The organism is Paraburkholderia graminis, from assembly GCF_003330785.1.
GTDB lineage: Bacteria > Pseudomonadota > Gammaproteobacteria > Burkholderiales > Burkholderiaceae > Paraburkholderia > Paraburkholderia graminis.
Genome location: NZ_CP024934.1, coordinates 3920495 through 3939769, shown reverse-complemented (window position 1 = coordinate 3939769; position 19275 = coordinate 3920495). Strand labels below are relative to the sequence as shown.

Annotated in this window: 11 protein-coding genes; 4 read left to right on the top strand and 7 right to left on the bottom strand. The window is 65.0% G+C overall.

Features of this window, described 5'->3' with window-relative positions; all coding sequences use genetic code 11:
- Positions 1-82: 82 nt before the first annotated feature.
- The gene (hemE, locus tag CUJ91_RS17785) at positions 83-1183 is read left to right on the top strand and encodes a uroporphyrinogen decarboxylase (RefSeq protein ID WP_114156627.1); all 1101 of its coding nucleotides are present in this window, start codon (positions 83-85) and stop codon (positions 1181-1183) included.
- A gap of 475 nt (positions 1184-1658) precedes the next feature.
- Complete coding sequence (locus CUJ91_RS17780) at positions 1659-3908, top strand: primosomal protein N' (RefSeq protein ID WP_114156626.1); 2250 nt, start codon at positions 1659-1661, stop codon at positions 3906-3908.
- Between the two features lie 322 nt (positions 3909-4230).
- On the opposite strand, the gene CUJ91_RS34420 is transcribed toward CUJ91_RS17780, so the two are convergent.
- Positions 4231-4383 carry a hypothetical protein gene (locus CUJ91_RS34420; RefSeq protein WP_006050855.1) on the bottom strand — a complete coding sequence of 51 codons (153 nt, stop codon included), beginning with the start codon at positions 4381-4383 and terminating at the stop codon, positions 4231-4233.
- 307 nt (positions 4384-4690) lie between these two features.
- Between CUJ91_RS34420 and putA the strand changes: the two genes are divergently transcribed.
- The gene (putA, locus tag CUJ91_RS17775; RefSeq protein ID WP_114156625.1) at positions 4691-8638 is read left to right on the top strand and encodes a trifunctional transcriptional regulator/proline dehydrogenase/L-glutamate gamma-semialdehyde dehydrogenase; all 3948 of its coding nucleotides are present in this window, start codon (positions 4691-4693) and stop codon (positions 8636-8638) included.
- 168 nt (positions 8639-8806) lie between these two features.
- Complete coding sequence (locus CUJ91_RS17770; RefSeq protein ID WP_029971222.1) at positions 8807-9955, top strand: branched-chain amino acid ABC transporter substrate-binding protein; 1149 nt, start codon at positions 8807-8809, stop codon at positions 9953-9955.
- 82 nt (positions 9956-10037) lie between these two features.
- Here CUJ91_RS17770 and CUJ91_RS17765 read toward each other — a convergent pair whose 3' ends face one another.
- The 6 genes from CUJ91_RS17765 to gcvT all read right to left on the bottom strand — a co-directional run bounded on the left by CUJ91_RS17765 (position 10038) and on the right by gcvT (position 19198).
- Positions 10038-11756, bottom strand: a complete 1719-nt coding sequence (locus CUJ91_RS17765; protein ID WP_114156624.1) for a thiamine pyrophosphate-binding protein — start codon at positions 11754-11756, stop codon at positions 10038-10040.
- 200 nt (positions 11757-11956) lie between these two features.
- Positions 11957-13345, bottom strand: a complete 1389-nt coding sequence (locus CUJ91_RS17760; protein ID WP_114156623.1) for an L-serine ammonia-lyase — start codon at positions 13343-13345, stop codon at positions 11957-11959.
- 29 nt (positions 13346-13374) lie between these two features.
- A complete protein-coding gene (locus CUJ91_RS17755; RefSeq protein ID WP_114156622.1) occupies positions 13375-14505 on the bottom strand; it encodes an alginate lyase family protein in 1131 nt (376 codons plus the stop codon).
- 115 nt (positions 14506-14620) lie between these two features.
- Positions 14621-17557 carry an aminomethyl-transferring glycine dehydrogenase gene (gcvP, locus tag CUJ91_RS17750; protein WP_114156621.1) on the bottom strand — a complete coding sequence of 979 codons (2937 nt, stop codon included), beginning with the start codon at positions 17555-17557 and terminating at the stop codon, positions 14621-14623.
- Positions 17558-17627: 70 nt separating this feature from the next.
- Entirely contained in the window at positions 17628-18008 is a 381-nt protein-coding gene (gcvH, locus tag CUJ91_RS17745) for a glycine cleavage system protein GcvH (RefSeq protein ID WP_006050862.1), read from the bottom strand.
- Positions 18009-18079: 71 nt separating this feature from the next.
- Complete coding sequence (gene gcvT / locus CUJ91_RS17740) at positions 18080-19198, bottom strand: glycine cleavage system aminomethyltransferase GcvT (protein WP_114156620.1); 1119 nt, start codon at positions 19196-19198, stop codon at positions 18080-18082.
- Between the last annotated feature and the right edge of the window lie 77 nt (positions 19199-19275).

The window sequence follows — 19275 nt, the reverse complement described above, 5'->3', positions numbered from 1 at the left end:
GCACCGCAGTTATTGCCCGCATTGGACGGAATGCGGCGGCGTCGTCCGGTAAAATGCCCCTTTGCCCTCAGTCGCACGCAACGTGGCCCATAACCTCCTAAACGACACTTTCCTGCGCGCGCTGCTGCGCCAGCCCACCGACTACACGCCCGTCTGGTTGATGCGGCAGGCTGGCCGCTACCTGCCGGAATACAATGCCACGCGAGCTCGCGCAGGCAGCTTTCTCGGGCTCGCGAAAAACCCGGCCTTTGCAACGGAAGTCACGCTGCAGCCGCTCGAGCGCTATCCGCTCGACGCCGCGATTCTGTTCTCCGACATCCTGACGGTGCCGGACGCCATGGGCCTCGGCCTCGAGTTCGTCGCCGGCGAGGGGCCGACATTTGCGCGGCCGGTGCGCACCGAAGACGACGTTGCGCGCCTCGCCGTGCCGGACATCGACGCCATGCTGCGCTACGTGACCGACGCCGTGCGCGAGATTCGCCGTGCGCTGACGGACGCGCAAGGCCGTCAACGCGTGCCGCTCATCGGCTTTTCGGGCAGTCCGTGGACATTGGCGTGCTACATGGTCGAAGGCGGCGGCTCGGCCGACTTCCGCACCGTCAAGTCCATGCTCTACGCGCGCCCGGATCTCATGCATCGCATTCTCGAGATCAACGCCAGCTCGGTCGCGGCGTATCTGAACGCGCAGATCGAAGCCGGCGCGCAGGCCGTGATGATCTTCGACACGTGGGGCGGAGCGCTCGCGGACGGCGCCTATCAGCGCTTTTCGCTGCACTACATCCAGCAGGTCGTGAATCAGTTGAAGCGCGAGCATGACGGTGAGAAGGTGCCGGTCATCACGTTCACGAAGGGCGGCGGTCTGTGGCTCGACGAAATCGCCGAGACCGGTGTCGACGCGGTCGGCCTCGACTGGACGGTCAACCTGCGCAACGCGCGTGAGCGCGTCGGCGGCAAGGTGGCGTTGCAGGGCAATATCGACCCGTCAGTCTTGTTCGCGCCGCCTGCCGCCATCCGCATGGAAGCGCGGGCCGTGCTGGACAGCTTCGGCAATCATCCGGGGCATGTGTTCAACCTTGGCCACGGCATCTCGCAGTTCACGCCGCCGGAAAATGTCGCCGAACTCGTCGACGAAGTGCATCGCCACAGCCGCGCGATTCGCAGCGGCGCGCATGCACCCGCCTGACGTTGCAATTCCTACCGTTTTTTGCTGCGATGCAGCACGCTGGGCTCTGCAACTAAGGGAAAGTTCGCGGGTTGCGGGCCGTCAGCAGGCACTCTCGCAGTTGTCAAGACTTGACTTATACACATTGATCACGTTGCGGCGCGGTAGAAGCTTTAGTCGTGTCGGAACCCTTGCGCGTTGCCCGCTTATTTGATCTCAGCCTTGTCTGGCAAGGGTTTCGCGGCTTCCGCGAGAAATGTGCGGAATCCCACAGAAGGCCGCTGCGGCGCGGTTTGCGGGCCGTTGGAGCGAAGTTCTCAACAAAGTTATCCACAGGCGTGCAGGGTCGACAGCAATTGTTCAGCCGAATCCAAAACTTAGCGCCGAAATTGAAGTTTTACTTTAAGTTCGGGCGGGCAACTCATCGTCGGGCGATTCCGGGCGCGGACCGCGGTGCCGGGACGCGGCTCGCCGTCGCCAGAATCCACGCTGGCCGATGACTACTGCCGTGTTCGTTCGCGTCGCGCTGGATCACCCGCTGCCGACCCTCTTCGACTACCGCTGGAACATGTCCACGGCGGCCGTGCCGGGCACGCTGGTGAGCGTGCCGTTCGGCAAGCGCGACGCGGTGGGGCTCGTGTGCGAAGTGACCGCCCACAGCGAGGTGCCCGCCGATCGTTTGCGCGCGGTGAACGGTGCCTGCACCGCATGTCCGCCGCTGTCGGCCGAATGGCTCCGGCTTGCTGCCTTTGCCGCCGACTACTACCAGCGCGGTCTTGGCGAGGTGGCGCTGCCGGCGTTGCCGCAGGCGCTGCGCGACGCGTCGCGTTGGTCGCGGCTGCTCGCGCCGGAAGAGCGCTACAGCCTGACGCCGCAAGGCCACCTGGCCTTGGCCGACGCTTTGCCGGCGCGCGCCACCGCGCTGCGAAGCCTGGCGCAGGCGCTCGCCGCCAACGACTTTCTCTCTGCCGCCGACGCCCGCGCGCTGCACCCAAAAGCCATCGCGACGCTCGCCGCATGGCAGGCCGAAGGCTGGGTTGCACTTGAGCTTGTCGATGCCGCCACAGTCCTGCCGGCCCTGACATCCACAGCCACGCCGCCGCCGACGCTCCCCACGCTCACCGACGAGCAGGCCGCCGCCGTCGAAGCGATTCGCGACGCACGCGGTTTTGCCCCGTTCCTGCTGCACGGCGTGACCGGCAGCGGCAAGACGGAAGTCTATTTGCGCGCGCTCGCGGAAATTCTCGCCGCCAATGCGGACGCGCAAGCGCTCGTGCTCGTGCCGGAAATCAATCTGACGCCGCAATTCGAGGCGGCTTTTCGCGCCCGCTTCGCGGCGCTGGCCGACACGGCGATCGTCACTTTGCACAGCGGCCTTGCCGAAGGCGAGCGAGCGCGTAACTGGTTCGCGGCGCACACCGGCCGCGCGCGCATCGTGCTGGGCACGCGGCTCGCGGTGCTCGCGTCGCTGCCGCGGCTCGCCGTGATCGTCGTCGATGAGGAGCACGATCCCGCTTACAAGCAGCAGGAAGGGCTGCGCTATTCGGCGCGCGACCTCGCCATTTATCGCGCGAAGCAGCTTGGCTTGCCGGTCGTGCTCGGGTCGGCCACGCCGTCGCTGGAAAGCTGGTGGCAGGCCGATCAGGGACGCTACAAGCGGCTCACGTTATCGCGCCGCGCAGTCGCCGATGCGGTGCTGCCTACCGTGCGCCTGATCGATCTCGAAGAGGAACGCCGGCGCGGACGCGCTTCCGTCGAAGGATTATCGGGGCCGCTGATCGCGGCGCTGAAAGCGCGGCTCGAGCGCGGCGAGCAAAGTCTCGTATTCCTGAACCGGCGCGGCTACGCGCCGCAGCTCGCGTGCGACGCCTGCGGCTGGGTCGCCGGTTGTCCGCGCTGCAGCGCCTACGTCGTTTTGCACAAGCCCGAGCGCGCGCTGCGCTGCCATCACTGCGGCTGGGAATCGCGCATTCCGCGCTCGTGCCCGGAATGCGGCAATGTCGACATCGAGCCGATGGGCCGCGGCACCCAACGCGTGGAGGAAACGCTGGCGAGCGCGGTGCCGGGGGCGCGCGTGCTGCGCATCGACGCCGACAGCACGCGCCGCAAAGGCAGCGCGCAAGCGCTTTTTTCAGATGTGCACGCCGGCGAGGTCGACATCCTCGTCGGCACGCAGATGATCGCGAAGGGGCACGACTTTCAGCGCGTGTCGCTGGTCGGCGTGCTGAACGCCGACACCGCGCTCTTTTCGCACGACTTCCGCGCGAGCGAACGCCTGTTTGCGCAACTGATGCAGGTCAGCGGCCGAGCCGGCCGCGCCGGCTTGCCCGGCGAGGTGCTGGTGCAGACGCGTTATCCGCGTCACGCGCTTTATCACGCGCTTGGGCGCCACGATTACGTCGGCTTCGCCAATTCGACGCTGGCCGAGCGGCGCGACGCCCACTTGCCGCCGTTCGTCTATCAGGCGCTGCTGCGCGCCGAGGGCCGCACGCTCGAGGCCGCGCTTGCGTTTCTCCAGCAGGCCGCCGCCGAACTCGCGGGGATTCCGGCGGCCGAGCGCGTGACCGTCTACGACGCGGTGCCGCTCACCATCGTCAAGGTGATGCATGTGCATCGCGCGCAATTGCTTGTCGAGAGCGCGTCGCGCGCCGCACTGCAAGCCACGCTGCGCGCATGGCAACCGTTGCTGCGCGGTTTGAAGGGCGTGCTGCGCTGGAGCCTCGAAGTCGATCCGCTCGACATCTGAGCCCAAGGCGCGACGGACTCAACCGTCAGTATCGACACCGGCTGCGCGCCGTGCGGGCGCGTGCTCGCACCGTATTCGAATAGCTCGCCGCGGGAGTCGGAGCCGCAGCGGCGACACGCGTCGCTGTGCGCGTCCCCAATACCGCCGATGCCCGCGACGAAACCGGCGCGCCACGCGCCGCCAGTTGCCGGTATCGCGCGGAAGATCTGTAGTCGCTGGAACAAAGCATGGTGGCTCTCACGGTGTTCGCTTCTTCACGTTCGCCTTCCGGCGCCGGCCGCTCACCGGCACGTCGCGCTCGCGCCGCGCAGTGAGCGCTCGCTCAATCGTTTAATGCAGCCTGCGCGTCGCCGGCGGACGCGCGTCCTTCAGCAGGCTCGCGCTTGCCTGACGCGCCCGTGGCGCCGCGAATAAACAGCACAGCGCAGGTTGCGCACATCGCCCAGATGCCCAATACGACCAGCCACTTTTCCATTTCGCTGTCCTTAACCCCGTGCCGTTGTTGTTGGCGCGCCATCGCGTCGCGCCGGCTATGACTTCTTTAACGGCGCGCCGTCCGGTTTGATAAGGGCTGATGCAAAAGAAATGACGCCAGGGAAAATACCGATCCTTACCGCGCTCGCCGGCTGCGGCGCCACCGCCCGCAAACCCGCGTCGAATAAGGGTTTCGCTCGGGTGCAACCAATCCGGCGCAGCGGTTGCACCTTTTTATTGAGAGGGGTACGATTCGGCCAACTTTTAGTCTTTCACCAGCATTTCGTCTGGTCTCCGAAGAAGGAAACATGGCTAGCACCACCCTTGGCGTCAAGGTCGACGACCTCCTGCGTTCCCGGCTGAGAGATGCCGCTACGCGCCTCGAACGCACTCCGCACTGGCTGATCAAGCAGGCGATCTTCGCGTACCTCGAAAAGATCGAACAAGGCCAATTGCCGCCGGAACTGTCGGGCGCGGCCGGTTCGGCCGAGATGGGCGACGGCGCGGCGGTCGAGCATGACGAAGACGGCGCCGCGCATCCGTTCCTGGAGTTCGCGCAGAACGTGCAGCCGCAATCGGTGTTGCGCGCGGCGATCACCGCGGCTTACCGTCGGCCGGAGCCGGAATGCGTGCCGTTCCTGCTCGGCCAGGCGCGTCTGCCCGCCAAGCTCGCCGACGACGTGCAGGCGCTCGCCGGCAAGCTCGTCGAAACGCTGCGCGGCAAGAGCAAGGGTGGCGGCGTCGAAGGACTGATCCACGAATTCTCGCTGTCGAGCCAGGAAGGCGTCGCGCTGATGTGCCTCGCCGAAGCACTGCTGCGCATTCCCGACCGCGCCACGCGCGACGCGCTGATTCGCGACAAGATCAGCAAGGGCGACTGGAAATCGCACGTCGGCCAGGCTCCGTCGATGTTCGTCAACGCCGCGACTTGGGGCTTGATGATTACCGGCAAGCTCGTGACGACCAACAGCGAGACGAGCTTGTCGTCGGCGCTCACGCGTCTGATCGGCAAGGGCGGCGAGCCGCTGATCCGCAAGGGCGTCGACATGGCGATGCGCCTGATGGGCGAGCAGTTCGTCACCGGCGAGAACATTTCCGAAGCACTGGCGAACAGCCGCAAGTACGAAGCGCGCGGTTTCCGCTACTCGTACGACATGCTCGGCGAAGCGGCCACGACCGAGGCCGACGCGCAGCGCTACTACGCGTCGTACGAGCAGGCGATTCACGCGATCGGCAAGGCGGCGGGCGGCCGCGGCATCTACGAAGGGCCGGGCATTTCGATCAAGCTGTCGGCGCTGCATCCGCGGTACTCGCGCTCGCAGCAGGAGCGCACGATGAGCGAGCTGCTGCCGCGTGTGCGTTCGCTCGCGATTCTCGCGCGCCGCTACGACATCGGCCTGAACATCGACGCGGAAGAAGCCGACCGTCTGGAGATCTCGCTCGATCTGCTCGAAGCGCTGTGCTTCGATCCCGAACTGGCCGGCTGGAACGGCATCGGCTTCGTGGTGCAGGCTTATCAGAAGCGCTGCCCGTTCGTGATCGAATACATTGTCGACCTCGCGCGCCGCAGCCGTCACCGGATCATGGTGCGCCTCGTGAAGGGCGCGTACTGGGACACGGAAATCAAGCGCGCACAAGTGGACGGCCTCGAAGGCTATCCGGTCTACACGCGCAAAATCTATACGGATGTGTCGTATCTCGCGTGCGCGAAGAAGCTGCTCGGCGCGCCCGACGCGGTCTATCCGCAGTTCGCCACGCACAACGCGCATACGCTGTCGGCGATCTATCACCTCGCGGGCAACAACTACTATCCCGGCCAGTACGAGTTCCAGTGTCTGCACGGCATGGGCGAGCCGCTGTACGAGGAAGTGACGGGTCCGGTTTCCGCAGGCAAGCTGAATCGTCCGTGCCGCGTCTACGCGCCGGTCGGCACGCATGAAACGCTGCTCGCGTATCTCGTGCGCCGTCTGCTCGAGAACGGCGCGAACACGTCGTTCGTGAATCGTATCGCCGATGAAAACGTCGCGATCGAGGACCTGATCGCCGATCCGGTCGAAGAGGCGTCGAAGATCGTCCCGCTCGGCGCGCCGCACGCGAAGATTCCGCTGCCGCGCAACCTGTATGGCACCGAGCGTCTCAATTCGATGGGCCTCGACCTGTCGAATGAGCATCGTCTCGCGTCGCTGTCGTCGGCGCTGCTGGCGAGCGCGAATCATCCGTGGCGCGCCGCGCCGATGCTGGCCGACGATCAGATCGCGTTGGGCAACGCACGCGACGTGCGCAATCCCGCGGATCATCGCGATCTGGTCGGCACGGTGGTCGAAGCGAGCGCCGAACACGTGAGCGCCGCATTGGCGCACGCGGTCGCCGCCGCGCCGATCTGGCAGGCGACGCCCGTCGAAGCGCGCGCCGATTGCCTCGCGCGCGCCGCCGATCTGCTCGAAGCGCAGATGCATACGCTGATGGGTCTCGTCGTGCGCGAGGCGGGCAAGTCGCTCGCGAACGCGGTGTCGGAGATTCGCGAAGCCATCGACTTCCTGCGTTACTACTCGACGCAGATTCGCAGCGAGTTTTCGAACGACACGCATCGTCCGCTCGGGCCGGTTGTCTGTATCAGCCCGTGGAATTTTCCGCTGGCGATTTTCATGGGTCAGGTCGCCGCCGCGCTCGCAGCCGGCAACACGGTGCTCGCGAAGCCCGCGGAGCAAACGCCGCTGATCGCCGCGCAAGCCGTGCGGATTCTGCGCGAAGCAGGCGTACCCGCGGGCGCCGTTCAGCTTCTTCCGGGCGACGGCGAAACGGTCGGCGCCGCACTCGTCGCCGATGCGCGCACGCGTGCCGTGATGTTCACCGGCTCGACGGAAGTCGCGCGTCTCATCAACAAGACGCTGTCGAGCCGCCTCGATCCCGAAGGCAAGCCAATTCCGCTGATCGCCGAAACGGGCGGTCAGAACGCGATGATCGTCGATTCGTCGGCGCTCGCGGAACAGGTGGTCGCGGACGTGATGCAGTCGTCGTTCGATTCGGCCGGCCAACGTTGCTCCGCGCTGCGCGTGCTGTGCTTGCAGGACGACGTCGCGGACCGCACGCTCGAAATGCTGACGGGCGCCATGCGTGAGCTGACGGTCGGCAATCCGGACCGGCTGTCGACCGACGTCGGCCCCGTGATCGACGTGGAAGCGAAGCGCGGCATCGACGCGCACATCGCCGCGATGCGCGAAAAAGGCCGCAAGGTCGAACAACTGCCGCTGCCGGAAAATTGCGCGCAAGGCACGTTCGTCCCGCCGACGCTGATCGAGCTCGACAGCATCGACGAATTGAAGCGCGAAGTGTTCGGCCCGGTGCTGCATGTGGTGCGTTATCGCCGCAGCCAACTCGACGCCCTGCTCGAACAGATCCGCGCAACCGGCTACGGCCTGACGCTCGGCATCCATACGCGAATCGACGAAACCATCGCGCATGTGATCGGCCGCGCGCATGTCGGCAACATCTACGTGAACCGCAACGTGATCGGCGCGGTGGTCGGCGTGCAGCCGTTCGGCGGCGAAGGTTTGTCGGGCACGGGTCCGAAGGCCGGCGGCGCGCTGTATTTGCAGCGTCTGCTCGCGAAGCGCCCCGCTGGTTTGCCGAACTCGCTCGCGCAGGCGCTCGTCGCCGATGTACCGCAACGCGCGGAAAACAGCGACAATCCGTCGGCCGCGCTGACTGCATTGACGGCGCTGCGCGATTGGCTGATCGCCGAACGCGAGCCGCAACTGGCCGCGCGCTGCGACGGTTATCTGTCGCATATGCCGGCCGGTGCAACGGCGGTGCTGACCGGACCGACCGGCGAGCGCAACACGTACACGCTGGGCGCACGCGGCACGGTGCTGTGCATCGCTTCGACGGCAAGCGGCGCGCGCGTGCAGTTCGCGGCCGTGCTGGCTACGGGAAATCGTGCGCTGTTCGAAGGCGCCGCTGGTGAACAATTGGTCGCGCAACTGCCGGCGTCGCTGAAGTCTTATGCGAGCGTGCGCAAGAATGCCGACACGCCGTTCGACGCGGTCCTGTTCGAAGGCGATAGCGACGAACTGCTCACGCTCGTGAAGGAAGTGGCGAAGCGCCCGGGACCGATCGTATCGGTGCAAGGCGTCGCGTCACGCGCGCTCGAAAACGGCGACGAAGACTACGCGCTCGAACGTCTGTTGACGGAGCGCTCGGTCAGCGTGAATACGGCAGCCGCCGGCGGTAATGCGAATTTGATGACGATCGGTTGAGCGAACCTCATCGATCGCGCAGGAAAACGCCGGGCCGCCCCAAGTTTTCTTGCACCCCCTCGGGGGGCCTGGTGCGAAGCGCCAGGATTTGGGGGCGGTCATCAAAACGGAAGCGGTAACGGCGATCCCGGAAACCGCTCCATCCACACCTGGTACCAAGGAGAAGATATGCAACACAAGATGACACTGCTGGCAGGCGCAGCGCTGGTTGCGGCGATGTCGGTGGCGGGGACGGCCAACGCTCAATCGACGGAAGACGTGAAGGTCGGTTTCGCCGGCCCGATGACGGGCGCGCAGGCGCACTACGGCAAGGACTTCCAGAACGGCATCACGCTGGCGGTCGAAGACATGAACGCGACGAAGCCGGTGATCGGCGGCAAGCAGGTTCGCTTCGTGCTCGACGCCGCCGACGACCAGGCTGACCCGCGCACCGGCACGACCGTCGCGCAGAAGCTCGTGGACGACGGCATCAAGGGCATGCTCGGCCACTTCAACTCGGGCACGACGATCCCGGCATCGCGCATCTACGCGAACGCGGGCATTCCCGAAATCGCGATGGCGACGGCACCTGAGTACACGCAGCAAGGCTTCAAGACCACCTTCCGCATGATGACGTCCGACACGCAGCAAGGTTCGGTTGCCGGCGCGTTCGCGGTCAAGACGCTGGGCGTGAAGAAGATCGTGATCATCGACGACCGCACGGCTTACGGCCAGGGTCTCGCCGATCAGTTCGAGAAGGCGGCGAAGGCTGCGGGCGGCACGATCGTCGATCGCGAATTCACGAACGACAAGGCCGTGGACTTCAAGTCGATCCTGACCAAGGTGAAGTCGGTCAGCCCGGATCTGATCTATTACGGCGGCGCCGATTCGCAAGCAGCGCCGATGGTCAAGCAGATGAAGGCGCTCGGCATCAAGGCGCCGCTGATGGGCGGCGAAATGGTCCACACGCCGACGTTCATCAAGATCGCGGGCGACGCGGCGAACGGCACGGTGGCATCGCTCGCCGGCCTGCCGCTGGAAGAAATGCCGGGCGGCAAGGACTACGTCGCGAAGTACAAGAAGCGTTTCAACGAAGACGTGCAAACGTACTCGCCGTACGCATACGACGGCGCAATGGCGATGTTCGCCGCGATGAAGAAGGCGAATTCGACCGATCCGGCGAAGTACCTGCCGGTGCTGGCCCAGACGTCGATGCCGGCTGTGACGTCGTCGAACCTTTCGTACGATGCGAAGGGTGACCTGAAGAACGGCGGCATCACGCTGTACAAGGTTGTCGACGGCAAGTGGACGACGCTGCAAAGCGTGGGCGGCAAGTAAGCTACTTTTTGCAGCTTGCTGTGACGTTGTGAGAACCCCGCTTCGGCGGGGTTTTTTTATGGGTTACAGGCGGGGCCTTTCTCTATTCCCCGCGCAATTTCCTCCCCTGCTCCCGAATCTGCTCGAGCGTCGCGCCTGGCGTACTCGCTTCCTGCGGCATGCGAACCTCGATTACCGCCGCGCGCTTCGCTTCCAATGAACGCTGCAACGCCGGCAGAAAATCTTCGGTACGTTCCACCGTTTCGCCGTGTGCGCCGAACGATCGCGCGAATGCCGCGAAGTCGGGATTCGTGAGCCCGGTGCCATGCACGCGGTTCGGATAATGCCGTTCCTGATGCATGCGGATCGTGCCGAAGTGCCCGTTGTTCACGACAATGAAAAGCACATGCAAGTCGTATTGCATCGCCGTCGCGAGTTCCTGCGCAGCCATCATGAAGCAGCCGTCGCCGGCCAGCGCGACCACCGCGCGTTGCGGATAGAGCGACTTCGCCGCGATCGCCGCAGGCACGCCGTAGCCCATCGCGCCGCTCGTCGGTGCAAGTTGCGAGCGGTAGTGCCGATACGAAAAGTGCCGATGCAGCCACGTCGCGTAATTGCCTGCGCCGTTGGTCAGGATCGCGTCGTCAGGAAGATGCGCGCGCAACTGTTGAATGACTTCGCCCATCTGCACATCGCCGGGAATCGGGCGAGGCTTGCGCCACTCCAGATACGCGCGATGCGCTTCGTCCGCCGCGCCGCTCCATGCGAGTGTTTCGGCCGACGGCTTCAAGGCCGCCAGCGCCGCCGTCAGTTCCGGCATGCCGGAGACGATCGGCAGATCGGCCGCATAAACGCGTCCCAACTCTTCCGCGCCCTGATGAACGTGAACCAGCGTCTGCTTGGTCTTCGGAATGTCGAGCAGCGTGTAGCCATTCGTCGTCGCCTCGCCGAGTCGCGGCCCGAGCACGAGCAGCAGATCGGCATCGCGGATACGCTGCGCGAGTGCCGGATTGATGCCGAGCCCGACATCGCCGGCATAGTTCGGATGCTCGTTATCGAGCGTGTCCTGGAAGCGGAACGCGAGGCCAACCGGCAATTGCCAGTTCTCGACGAAGCGTTGCAGGTCCGCGCATGCATGAGACGTCCAGCCGCTGCCGCCCGCAATGGCCATTGGCCGTTGCGCGCGCTCGAGCAGTTCGCGAAGCCTGTCGATCTGTGCCGCCGACGGCGACGCCGCCACTCGCTGATAAGCCGGCGCGCCGGGCACGGCGTCGCATGCATCGCTCAGCACGTCTTCGGGCAAGGACAGCACGACAGGTCCAGGACGCCCGGATGTCGCCGTGTGAAACGCGTGACTCAGATACTCGGGAATGCGCTTCGGATCGTCGATCTGCGCAACCCATTTCGCCATCTGACCGAACATGCGCCGATAGTCGATCTCCTGAAACGCTTCGCGGTCGAGATGCTCGCGCGCGCATTGGCCGATCAGCAGAATCATCGGCGTCGAGTCCTGAAACGCGGTGTGTACGCCGATGGACGCATGCGTCGCGCCGGGTCCCCGCGTGACGAGCGCGACGCCTGGCCGGCCGGTCAGCTTGCCGACCGCTTCGGCCATGTTCGCGGCCGCCGCTTCATGGCGGCAGACAATCGTCTGAATGCGCGTGGTCTCGTCGTGCAGTGAGTCGAGCACCGCGAGAAAGCTCTCGCCGGGCACACAGAAAACGCGCTCGACACCGTGCGTGAGCAACGCATCGACGACGAGGCGCGCGCCGGTCGTTCGAGCGGCGGCAGAATCGGAAACGGGAGCATTCGGCAGCGACATTGCGATGGGGCCTCCAGGCAGTGAGTGCGGTGAGTGCAGTGAGTGCAAGTGAGCCCCGACAGCTTACGCCGACAGCGTGTGCAGTGTCACGGCGCAGCGCAATGCATGGTCACGCCGCGGACATGGCCCCGCGAATGCGCAAACAAAAACGCGGGCCGAAGAGCCCGCGTTTCGATACGCCGCGATCATCGAATCGCCCATCAACACTCGACGATATTCACCGCCAAACCGCCGCGCGAGGTTTCCTTGTACTTCGTCTTCATATCCGCGCCGGTCTCGCGCATGGTCTTGATGACCGAATCGAGCGACACGTAGTGACTGCCGTCGCCGCGCAACGCCATGCGCGCCGCGTTGACCGCTTTCACCGATGCCATTGCATTGCGCTCGATGCACGGAATCTGCACCATGCCGCCGACCGGATCGCACGTGAGCCCGAGATTGTGTTCCATGCCGATCTCGGCCGCGTTCTCGACCTGCCTCGGCGTGCCGCCCATTACCGCAGCGAGCGCGCCCGCGGCCATCGAGCACGCGACGCCCACTTCGCCCTGACACCCCACTTCGGCACCGGAAATGGACGCGTTCAGCTTGTACAGAATGCCGATAGCCGCCGCGGTCATCAGGAAGTCGATCACGCCCTGCTCATTCGAGCCGGGCATGAAGCGTGTGTAGTAATGCAGCACGGCCGGGATGATGCCCGCCGCGCCGTTGGTCGGCGCGGTGACGACGCGCCCTCCCGCGGCGTTTTCCTCGTTGACGGCGATCGCATACAGGTTGATCCAGTCGACCATCGAAAGCGGATCGCGCAACGCCAGCTCAGGGTTGCCCGACAGCGCACGATAGAGCTGCGGCGCGCGGCGCTTCACCTGGAACGGGCCCGGCAGATTGCCGTCCGCGTCGGGATTGTTGATGCCGCAACCACGCGACACGCACGACTGCATCACGTTCCAGATTTTCAGCAGGCCCGCGCGCGTTTCTTCTTCGGTATGCCAGACGCGCTCGTTGTCCCACATCAATTGCGCAATGCTTTTACCGGTCGATTCGCACAGCGCGAGCAACTCGTTGCCGCTGCGAAACGAGTGCGGCAATTGATCGACGGCAGCCAGCACTTTCGTGTTCGGCGCGCCGGCCGTCACAACGAATCCACCGCCTACCGACAGATACGTCGATTCGCGCAACGTCTCGCCGTTTGCGTCGAACGCGCGCAGCTTGAGTCCGTTCGGATGTTCGGCCAGCGCCTGGCGGTAAAACGAAATGTGGTCCTTCTGCACGAACGGGATTTCATGCGTGCCGAGCAATGCCAGCTTGCGCGTGCTGCGCACGGCTTCCAGTCGCTCTGCAATCGTGTCGGGATTCACTGTGTCGGGCGCGTCGCCCATCAGACCGAGCATCACGCCGCGATCCGTGCCGTGACCTTTGCCCGTCGCGCCGAGCGAGCCGTACAGATCGACCTTCACCGAGGCCGTGTTCGCAAGGAGCCCGTCGCGTTCGAGCCCTTGCGCGAACATCAGCGCCGCGCGCATCGGCCCGACCGTATGCGAGCTCGACGGACCGATGCCGATTTTGAAGAGATCGAACACACTGACTGCCATTGACTGCTCCCTGCTGATGAAATGTTGGTTTAGCGCGCCGGCATCGGCAAACACACGGCAAGCCATGCGGGCGGCGTTGCTGCAAGTTGCAGCGCGATCGGCGTATAGCGTCCGTCGAGACGCGCCGCCAGATGAAAGAGCTCCGTCGCGTTCTTCGGGTCCCATTGACCCGAGTAGCCGGGCAAGCCGGCTTCGCGACGTTTGGCGTCGAAGGCGACGCTCGAATGCACGAATTCCTCGTGCGTCTTGCTGCCGGCCGCATACGGCGCGAGCCAGTTGAGGGCAGCTTGCAGCGACGCGCCGTTCGCGCCCTTCTCCGGCAGCCAGTTGCGGTTGTGGCGGCGCGCCGCAACGGCGGCCGTGACCAGCGGCTGCAGATCGTAAGTGACGTAGTGCAGCGCATCACGTTCGGCGAAATCGACGGTCGAACCATTCGGCTCGATGTTGTCGCCGACATGCTCGACAAAGAGACGCTGCGCCGCGTTGATCATCTTGCGGTTGTCGAGCGTGAAGGCGGCCATTGCAATCAGTTTGATCCGGTGGCTTTGCCAGTTGTTCCGGTAATTGCCTTTCAATGGACGCGGCTGCTCGTCGATCTGCGCGATATAGCCGTTCGCGAGCTTCGTCAGAAACGCCATCGACGCATTGCGCGTTTTCACGGGCAGCGCGCTCGCGGTCATGTCGTACGCGAGAATCAGCCCTTCGAAATGCGTTTCGTCGATGGGATTGAAGCTCGGCTGATAAGTCGTGACCCACGCGTACAGCAAGCGATCGACGAGCTTGAGATAGCGGTCGTCGCTCGTTGCGCGCCACGCGAGCGCGGCGTCGCGCAGCAAGTCCAGATCTTTTTCCGCCTCGACGCTCTGATCGTAAATGCCCTCGTGCGGCAGCGTGCCTTCGGTGTGCAGCTTGGCCTGCGCGTGCGGCCGGTCGTTCAGATGCGCCTGCACATTGCTCACCAACGCCTTCACGCCGGGATCGGCGTTCGTGCGCTCGCTGGTTTGCCACGCGGGCGCCGCGCAAAAATTCATTGCGGCGTACGCGTGCCGCAGCGGCAGCAACGCGGCGGCGCCGGCGAACAGCATGGCGCCCGCTTGCCGCCGCATATGAATGCGCGTCGCTTTGGCCAGGCTTTGCATCAATCGCACCTTTCGCACCATGCGAAACTCCTCGTTGGGCTGATTTGGTGTGTGATGTTAGCCGTTTGCGGCCTGGAGCGACAGAAGCGCGCGCCGCCCGTCTATCAGCACGGGTAACGCGCGCCGAAGGCAACGCTTACTCGTAATCGGCGACCGGCACGCAGGAGCAGAACAGGTTGCGATCGCCATACACGTTGTCCGCGCGGCCGACCGGCGGCCAGTACTTCTTCGCGATTAACGTGGGCAGCGGATACGCGGCCGTTTCGCGCGCATACGTGTGCTTCCAGTCGTCGGCGATCACCACTGCGGCCGTGTGCGGCGCGTGCTTCAGCGGATTATCTTCGCGGTCCGAATGGCCTTCTTCCACCGCGCGAATTTCCTCGCGGATCGCAATCATCGCTTCGATGAAACGGTCGAGTTCTTCCTTCGATTCCGATTCGGTCGGCTCGACCATCAGCGTGCCCGGCACCGGGAAGCTCATGGTCGGCGCATGGAAGCCGTAGTCCGCGAGGCGCTTCGCGACGTCGTCGACGGTGATGCCGCTCGTTTCCTTGATCGGACGCAAATCCAGAATGCATTCGTGCGCGACGAGTCCGCCGGGGCCCGAATACAGCACCGGATAATGCGGCGCGAGTTTCTTCGCGACGTAGTTCGCATTGAGGATCGCGGTTTCGGTCGCGGCGGTCAGGTTTTTCGCGCCCATCATCGCGATGTACATCCACGAGATCGGCAGGATCGACGCCGAGCCGTACGGTGCGCCCGACACAGCGCCGATGCCGTTCGGCGCGCGCTCATAGCCCGACGAAATCTGGTTCGGCAGGAACTGCGCGAGATGCGCGCCGACCGCGACCGGACCGACGCCGGGGCCGCCGCCGCCGTGCGGAATGCAGAACGTCTTGTGCAGATTCAGGTGCGAGACGTCGCCGCCGAATTGACCCGGCGCCGTCAGGCCGACCATCGCGTTCATGTTCGCGCCGTCCACATAGACCTGGCCGCCGCGCGCATGCACGATCTCGCAGATTTCGCGCACGTTCGCCTCGAATACGCCGTGCGTCGACGGATACGTAATCATGATCGCCGCGAGTTTGTCGGCGTGCTGATCGGCTTTCTTCTTCAGATCTTCGATGTCGACGTTGCCCTGCGCGTCGCACGCAACCACCACGACCTGCATGCCCGCCATTTGCGCCGAAGCCGGGTTCGTGCCGTGCGCCGAAGCCGGAATCAGGCAGACATTGCGATGCGCTTCGCCGCGCGACGCGTGGTACGCGTGAATAATCAGCAGGCCCGCGTACTCGCCTTGCGAGCCCGCGTTGGGTTGCAGCGACACGGCTGCATAGCCGGTTGCCGCGACCAGCATCGCTTCGAGCTGATCGATCATTTCGCGGTAGCCGACGGTTTGCTCAGCGGGCGCGAACGGATGAATCTGGCCGAACTCGGGCCACGTGACCGGCAGCATTTCCGAGGTCGCGTTTAGCTTCATCGTGCACGAGCCGAGCGGAATCATCGAGCGGTCGAGCGCGAGGTCCTTGTCCGACAGGCTGCGCAAATAACGCAGCATTTCCGTTTCCGAATGATGACGGTTGAACACGTGGTGCGTGAGGTACGCGCTCGTCCGTTCGAGCGATGCCGGCACCGATGCGGTGTTCGACGCGGTCAGCGCAGAGTCGAGCGCGTCGACTTGCGGGACATCGCGCGCGCCGGCGGCTTGCGCAAACACCGCGAGCAGATCGGCGAGATCGGCGCGCGTGGTCGTTTCGTCGATGGACACGCCGACTTGCGTACCGCTCACGCGGCGCAGGTTGATGCGCTTCGCGTTGGCCGCGTCGTGCAGCGCCTGCGTGCGCGCGCCCGCGTCGAACGTGAGCGTGTCGAAAAACGTTTCGTTGACGAGCGTGTAGCCGAGCTGCTTCGCGCCTTCCGCGAGCAATGCGGCGATGCGGTTCACGCGCAACGCGATGGTCTTCAGGCCGCGCGGGCCGTGATAAACCGCGTACATGCTCGCCATGATCGCGAGCAGCGCTTGCGCGGTACACACGTTCGACGTCGCCTTCTCGCGGCGAATATGTTGTTCGCGCGTTTGCAGCGCGAGACGCAGCGCGGGATTGCCTTGCGCGTCGACGGTCACGCCGACGAGACGGCCCGGCATCTGACGCTTGAATTCGTCGCGCACGGCGAGATACGCCGCGTGCGGACCGCCGAAGCCAACCGGCACGCCAAAGCGCTGCGTGTTGCCGACAGCCACGTCCGCGCCCCACTCGCCCGGCGGCGTCAGCACGGTCAGCGCGAGCAGATCGGCGGCGACCACCACGTGGCCGCCCGCTGCGTGGATCGCTTCGGTGAGCGCGCGGTAGTCGCGCACGTCGCCGTTCACGCCCGGATATTGCAGCAGCACGCCGAATGCGTTCGCGTTCGCGGCTTCATCTGCGGGGCCGACTTTCACTTCGATGCCGACCGGGGTTGCGCGCGTCTTTATCACTTCGACAGTTTGCGGCAACACGTCGTCGGCGACATAGAACACGTTCGACTTCGGCTTGCCGACGCGTTGCAGCAGCGTCATCGCTTCGGCTGCGGCGGTGGCTTCGTCGAGCAGCGACGCGTTCGAAATCGCGAGCCCCGTCAGATCGATCACCATCTGCTGGAAGTTGAGCAGCGCTTCGAGTCGGCCTTGCGAGATTTCCGGCTGATACGGCGTGTACGCCGTGTACCAGGCCGGATTTTCGAGCACGTTGCGCAGGATCACCGTCGGCGTGTGCGCGTTGTAATAACCCTGCCCGATGTACGAGCGGAACACCTGGTTTTTGTCCGCGAGTTCGCGCAATGCGGCGAGCGCTTCCGCTTCGCTTTTCGGTTGCGTGAACGGACCGAGCGGCAGCGGCTCGGTGCGGCGGATCGTCTTCGGAATGACGGCGTCGATCAGCGCGGCGCGCGACGCGAAGCCCAACGCTTCGAGCATGGCCTGCTGGTCGGCCGCATCCGGGCCGATGTGCCGTTCGGCGAAGGCGTCATGCACTTCGAGCGCGGCAAGCGAGAGAGGAGTGCGGTTCATCAGACGATCCGGGTGTTCGAGCTTCATGGTGTTCCTGGCGGTGCGACTGTCCTTGCGCGAAGGGCGCGCCGCACCTGACGGTTAGACGAGAGGTGAATCAGGCGCCGATCGACTTCGTGTACGCGTCGGCGTCGATCAGACGGTCGAGCGTGGCGTCCGCGGCCGGCTTGATCTTGAAGAGCCAGCTTTCGTACGGCGTGCTGTTGACCGAATCCGGCGAGTCGGACACGGCGCTGTTCGCTTCGATCACTTCGCCCGAGACCGGCGCGTAAATGTCCGACGCGGCTTTCACCGATTCGATCACCGCGACCGTGTCGCCGGCGGTCACGGTCTTGCCCAGTTCCTGGACTTCGAAGAAGACGATGTCGCCGAGCGCTTCCTGCGCATGGTCGGTAATGCCGACCGTCAGCGTGCCGTCCGCTTCGGTGCGGACCCATTCGTGCGATTCGGTGTATTTCAGATCGGCCGGGATGCTCATCGGATGCTCCTATGCGGTGTGATTCGGTAGTGACTGGATAAGGGACGCGCGCGCCGGTGGCTTGCGGAGGCTCAGGCCGCCGCGAGCACTTTGCCGTTGCGCACGAACGGCAGTTTTACCACGCTTGCAGGAACGGATTTGTCGCGAATCTGCACATGAACCGTGTCGCCCGGCTGCACGCCTTGCGGCACGCGCGCGAAGGCGATCGATTCCTGCATCGTCGGGGAAAATGTGCCGCTGGTGATTTCGCCCTCGCCGTGCGGCGTGACGACCTTCTGATGCGCGCGCAGCACGCCTGCGGCCTTGCCGTTTTCCTTGCGCAAGATCAGGCCGACGAATGCGGCCTTCGAGCCGTCCAGTTCGAGCCTGCTTTTGCCGACGAATTCGCGCGGCGAAGCGAGGTCGACCGTCCACGCGAGACCGGCGTCGAGCGGCGAGGTGTTGTCGTCCATGTCCTGGCCGTACAGATTCATGCCGGCTTCGAGGCGCAGCGTGTCGCGCGCGCCGAGACCGGCGGGGCGCACGCCTTGCGCTTGCAGCGCGTTCCACAGCGCAACCACGTGGTCCGCAGGAACGATGATCTCGAAGCCGTCTTCGCCGGTGTAGCCGGTGCGGGCGACGGTCAGCTCGCCGAACGGCGCGGTTTCGATGCGCGCGGCGTTGAAGGGCTTCAGCGCCTCAGTGGCGGCGCGGAGGGAGGGCGCCGTCTGCCAGACCTTCTCACGTGCGTTCGGACCTTGCACGGCGACGATCGCGAGATCGCGGCGCGGCGTGATCGTCAGGCCGAAGCCGCCTTCGTTCAGTTGATTGAACCACGCGATGTCTTTGTCGGCGGTGCCCGCGTTGACGACCACGCGGAAATGATCTTCGCCGAAGTAATAGACGATCAGATCATCGATCACGCCGCCGTCGGGGTTCAGCATGCACGAGTAGAGCGCGCGGCCCGGTGTTTGCAGCTTGCCGACGTTGTTGGCCAGCGCGTATTCGAAGAACGCACGCACGCGCTCGCCGGTGAAATCGACGACGCACATGTGCGAGACGTCGAACATGCCCGCGTCGGTGCGCACCGCGCGGTGTTCGTCGATCTGCGAGCCGTAGTTGACGGGCATGTCCCAGCCGCCGAAATCGACCATGCGGGCATTCAGCGCGCGATGGGTGGCGTTGAGCGGAGTGTGTTTGAGTTCGGTCATGGGGCCTCGGGCGTCTCGCGAAACAAAAAAGGCCATGCGGCGCCGCGCCTCGCGCCTTTAGCGGCGAGCGTGGTGCT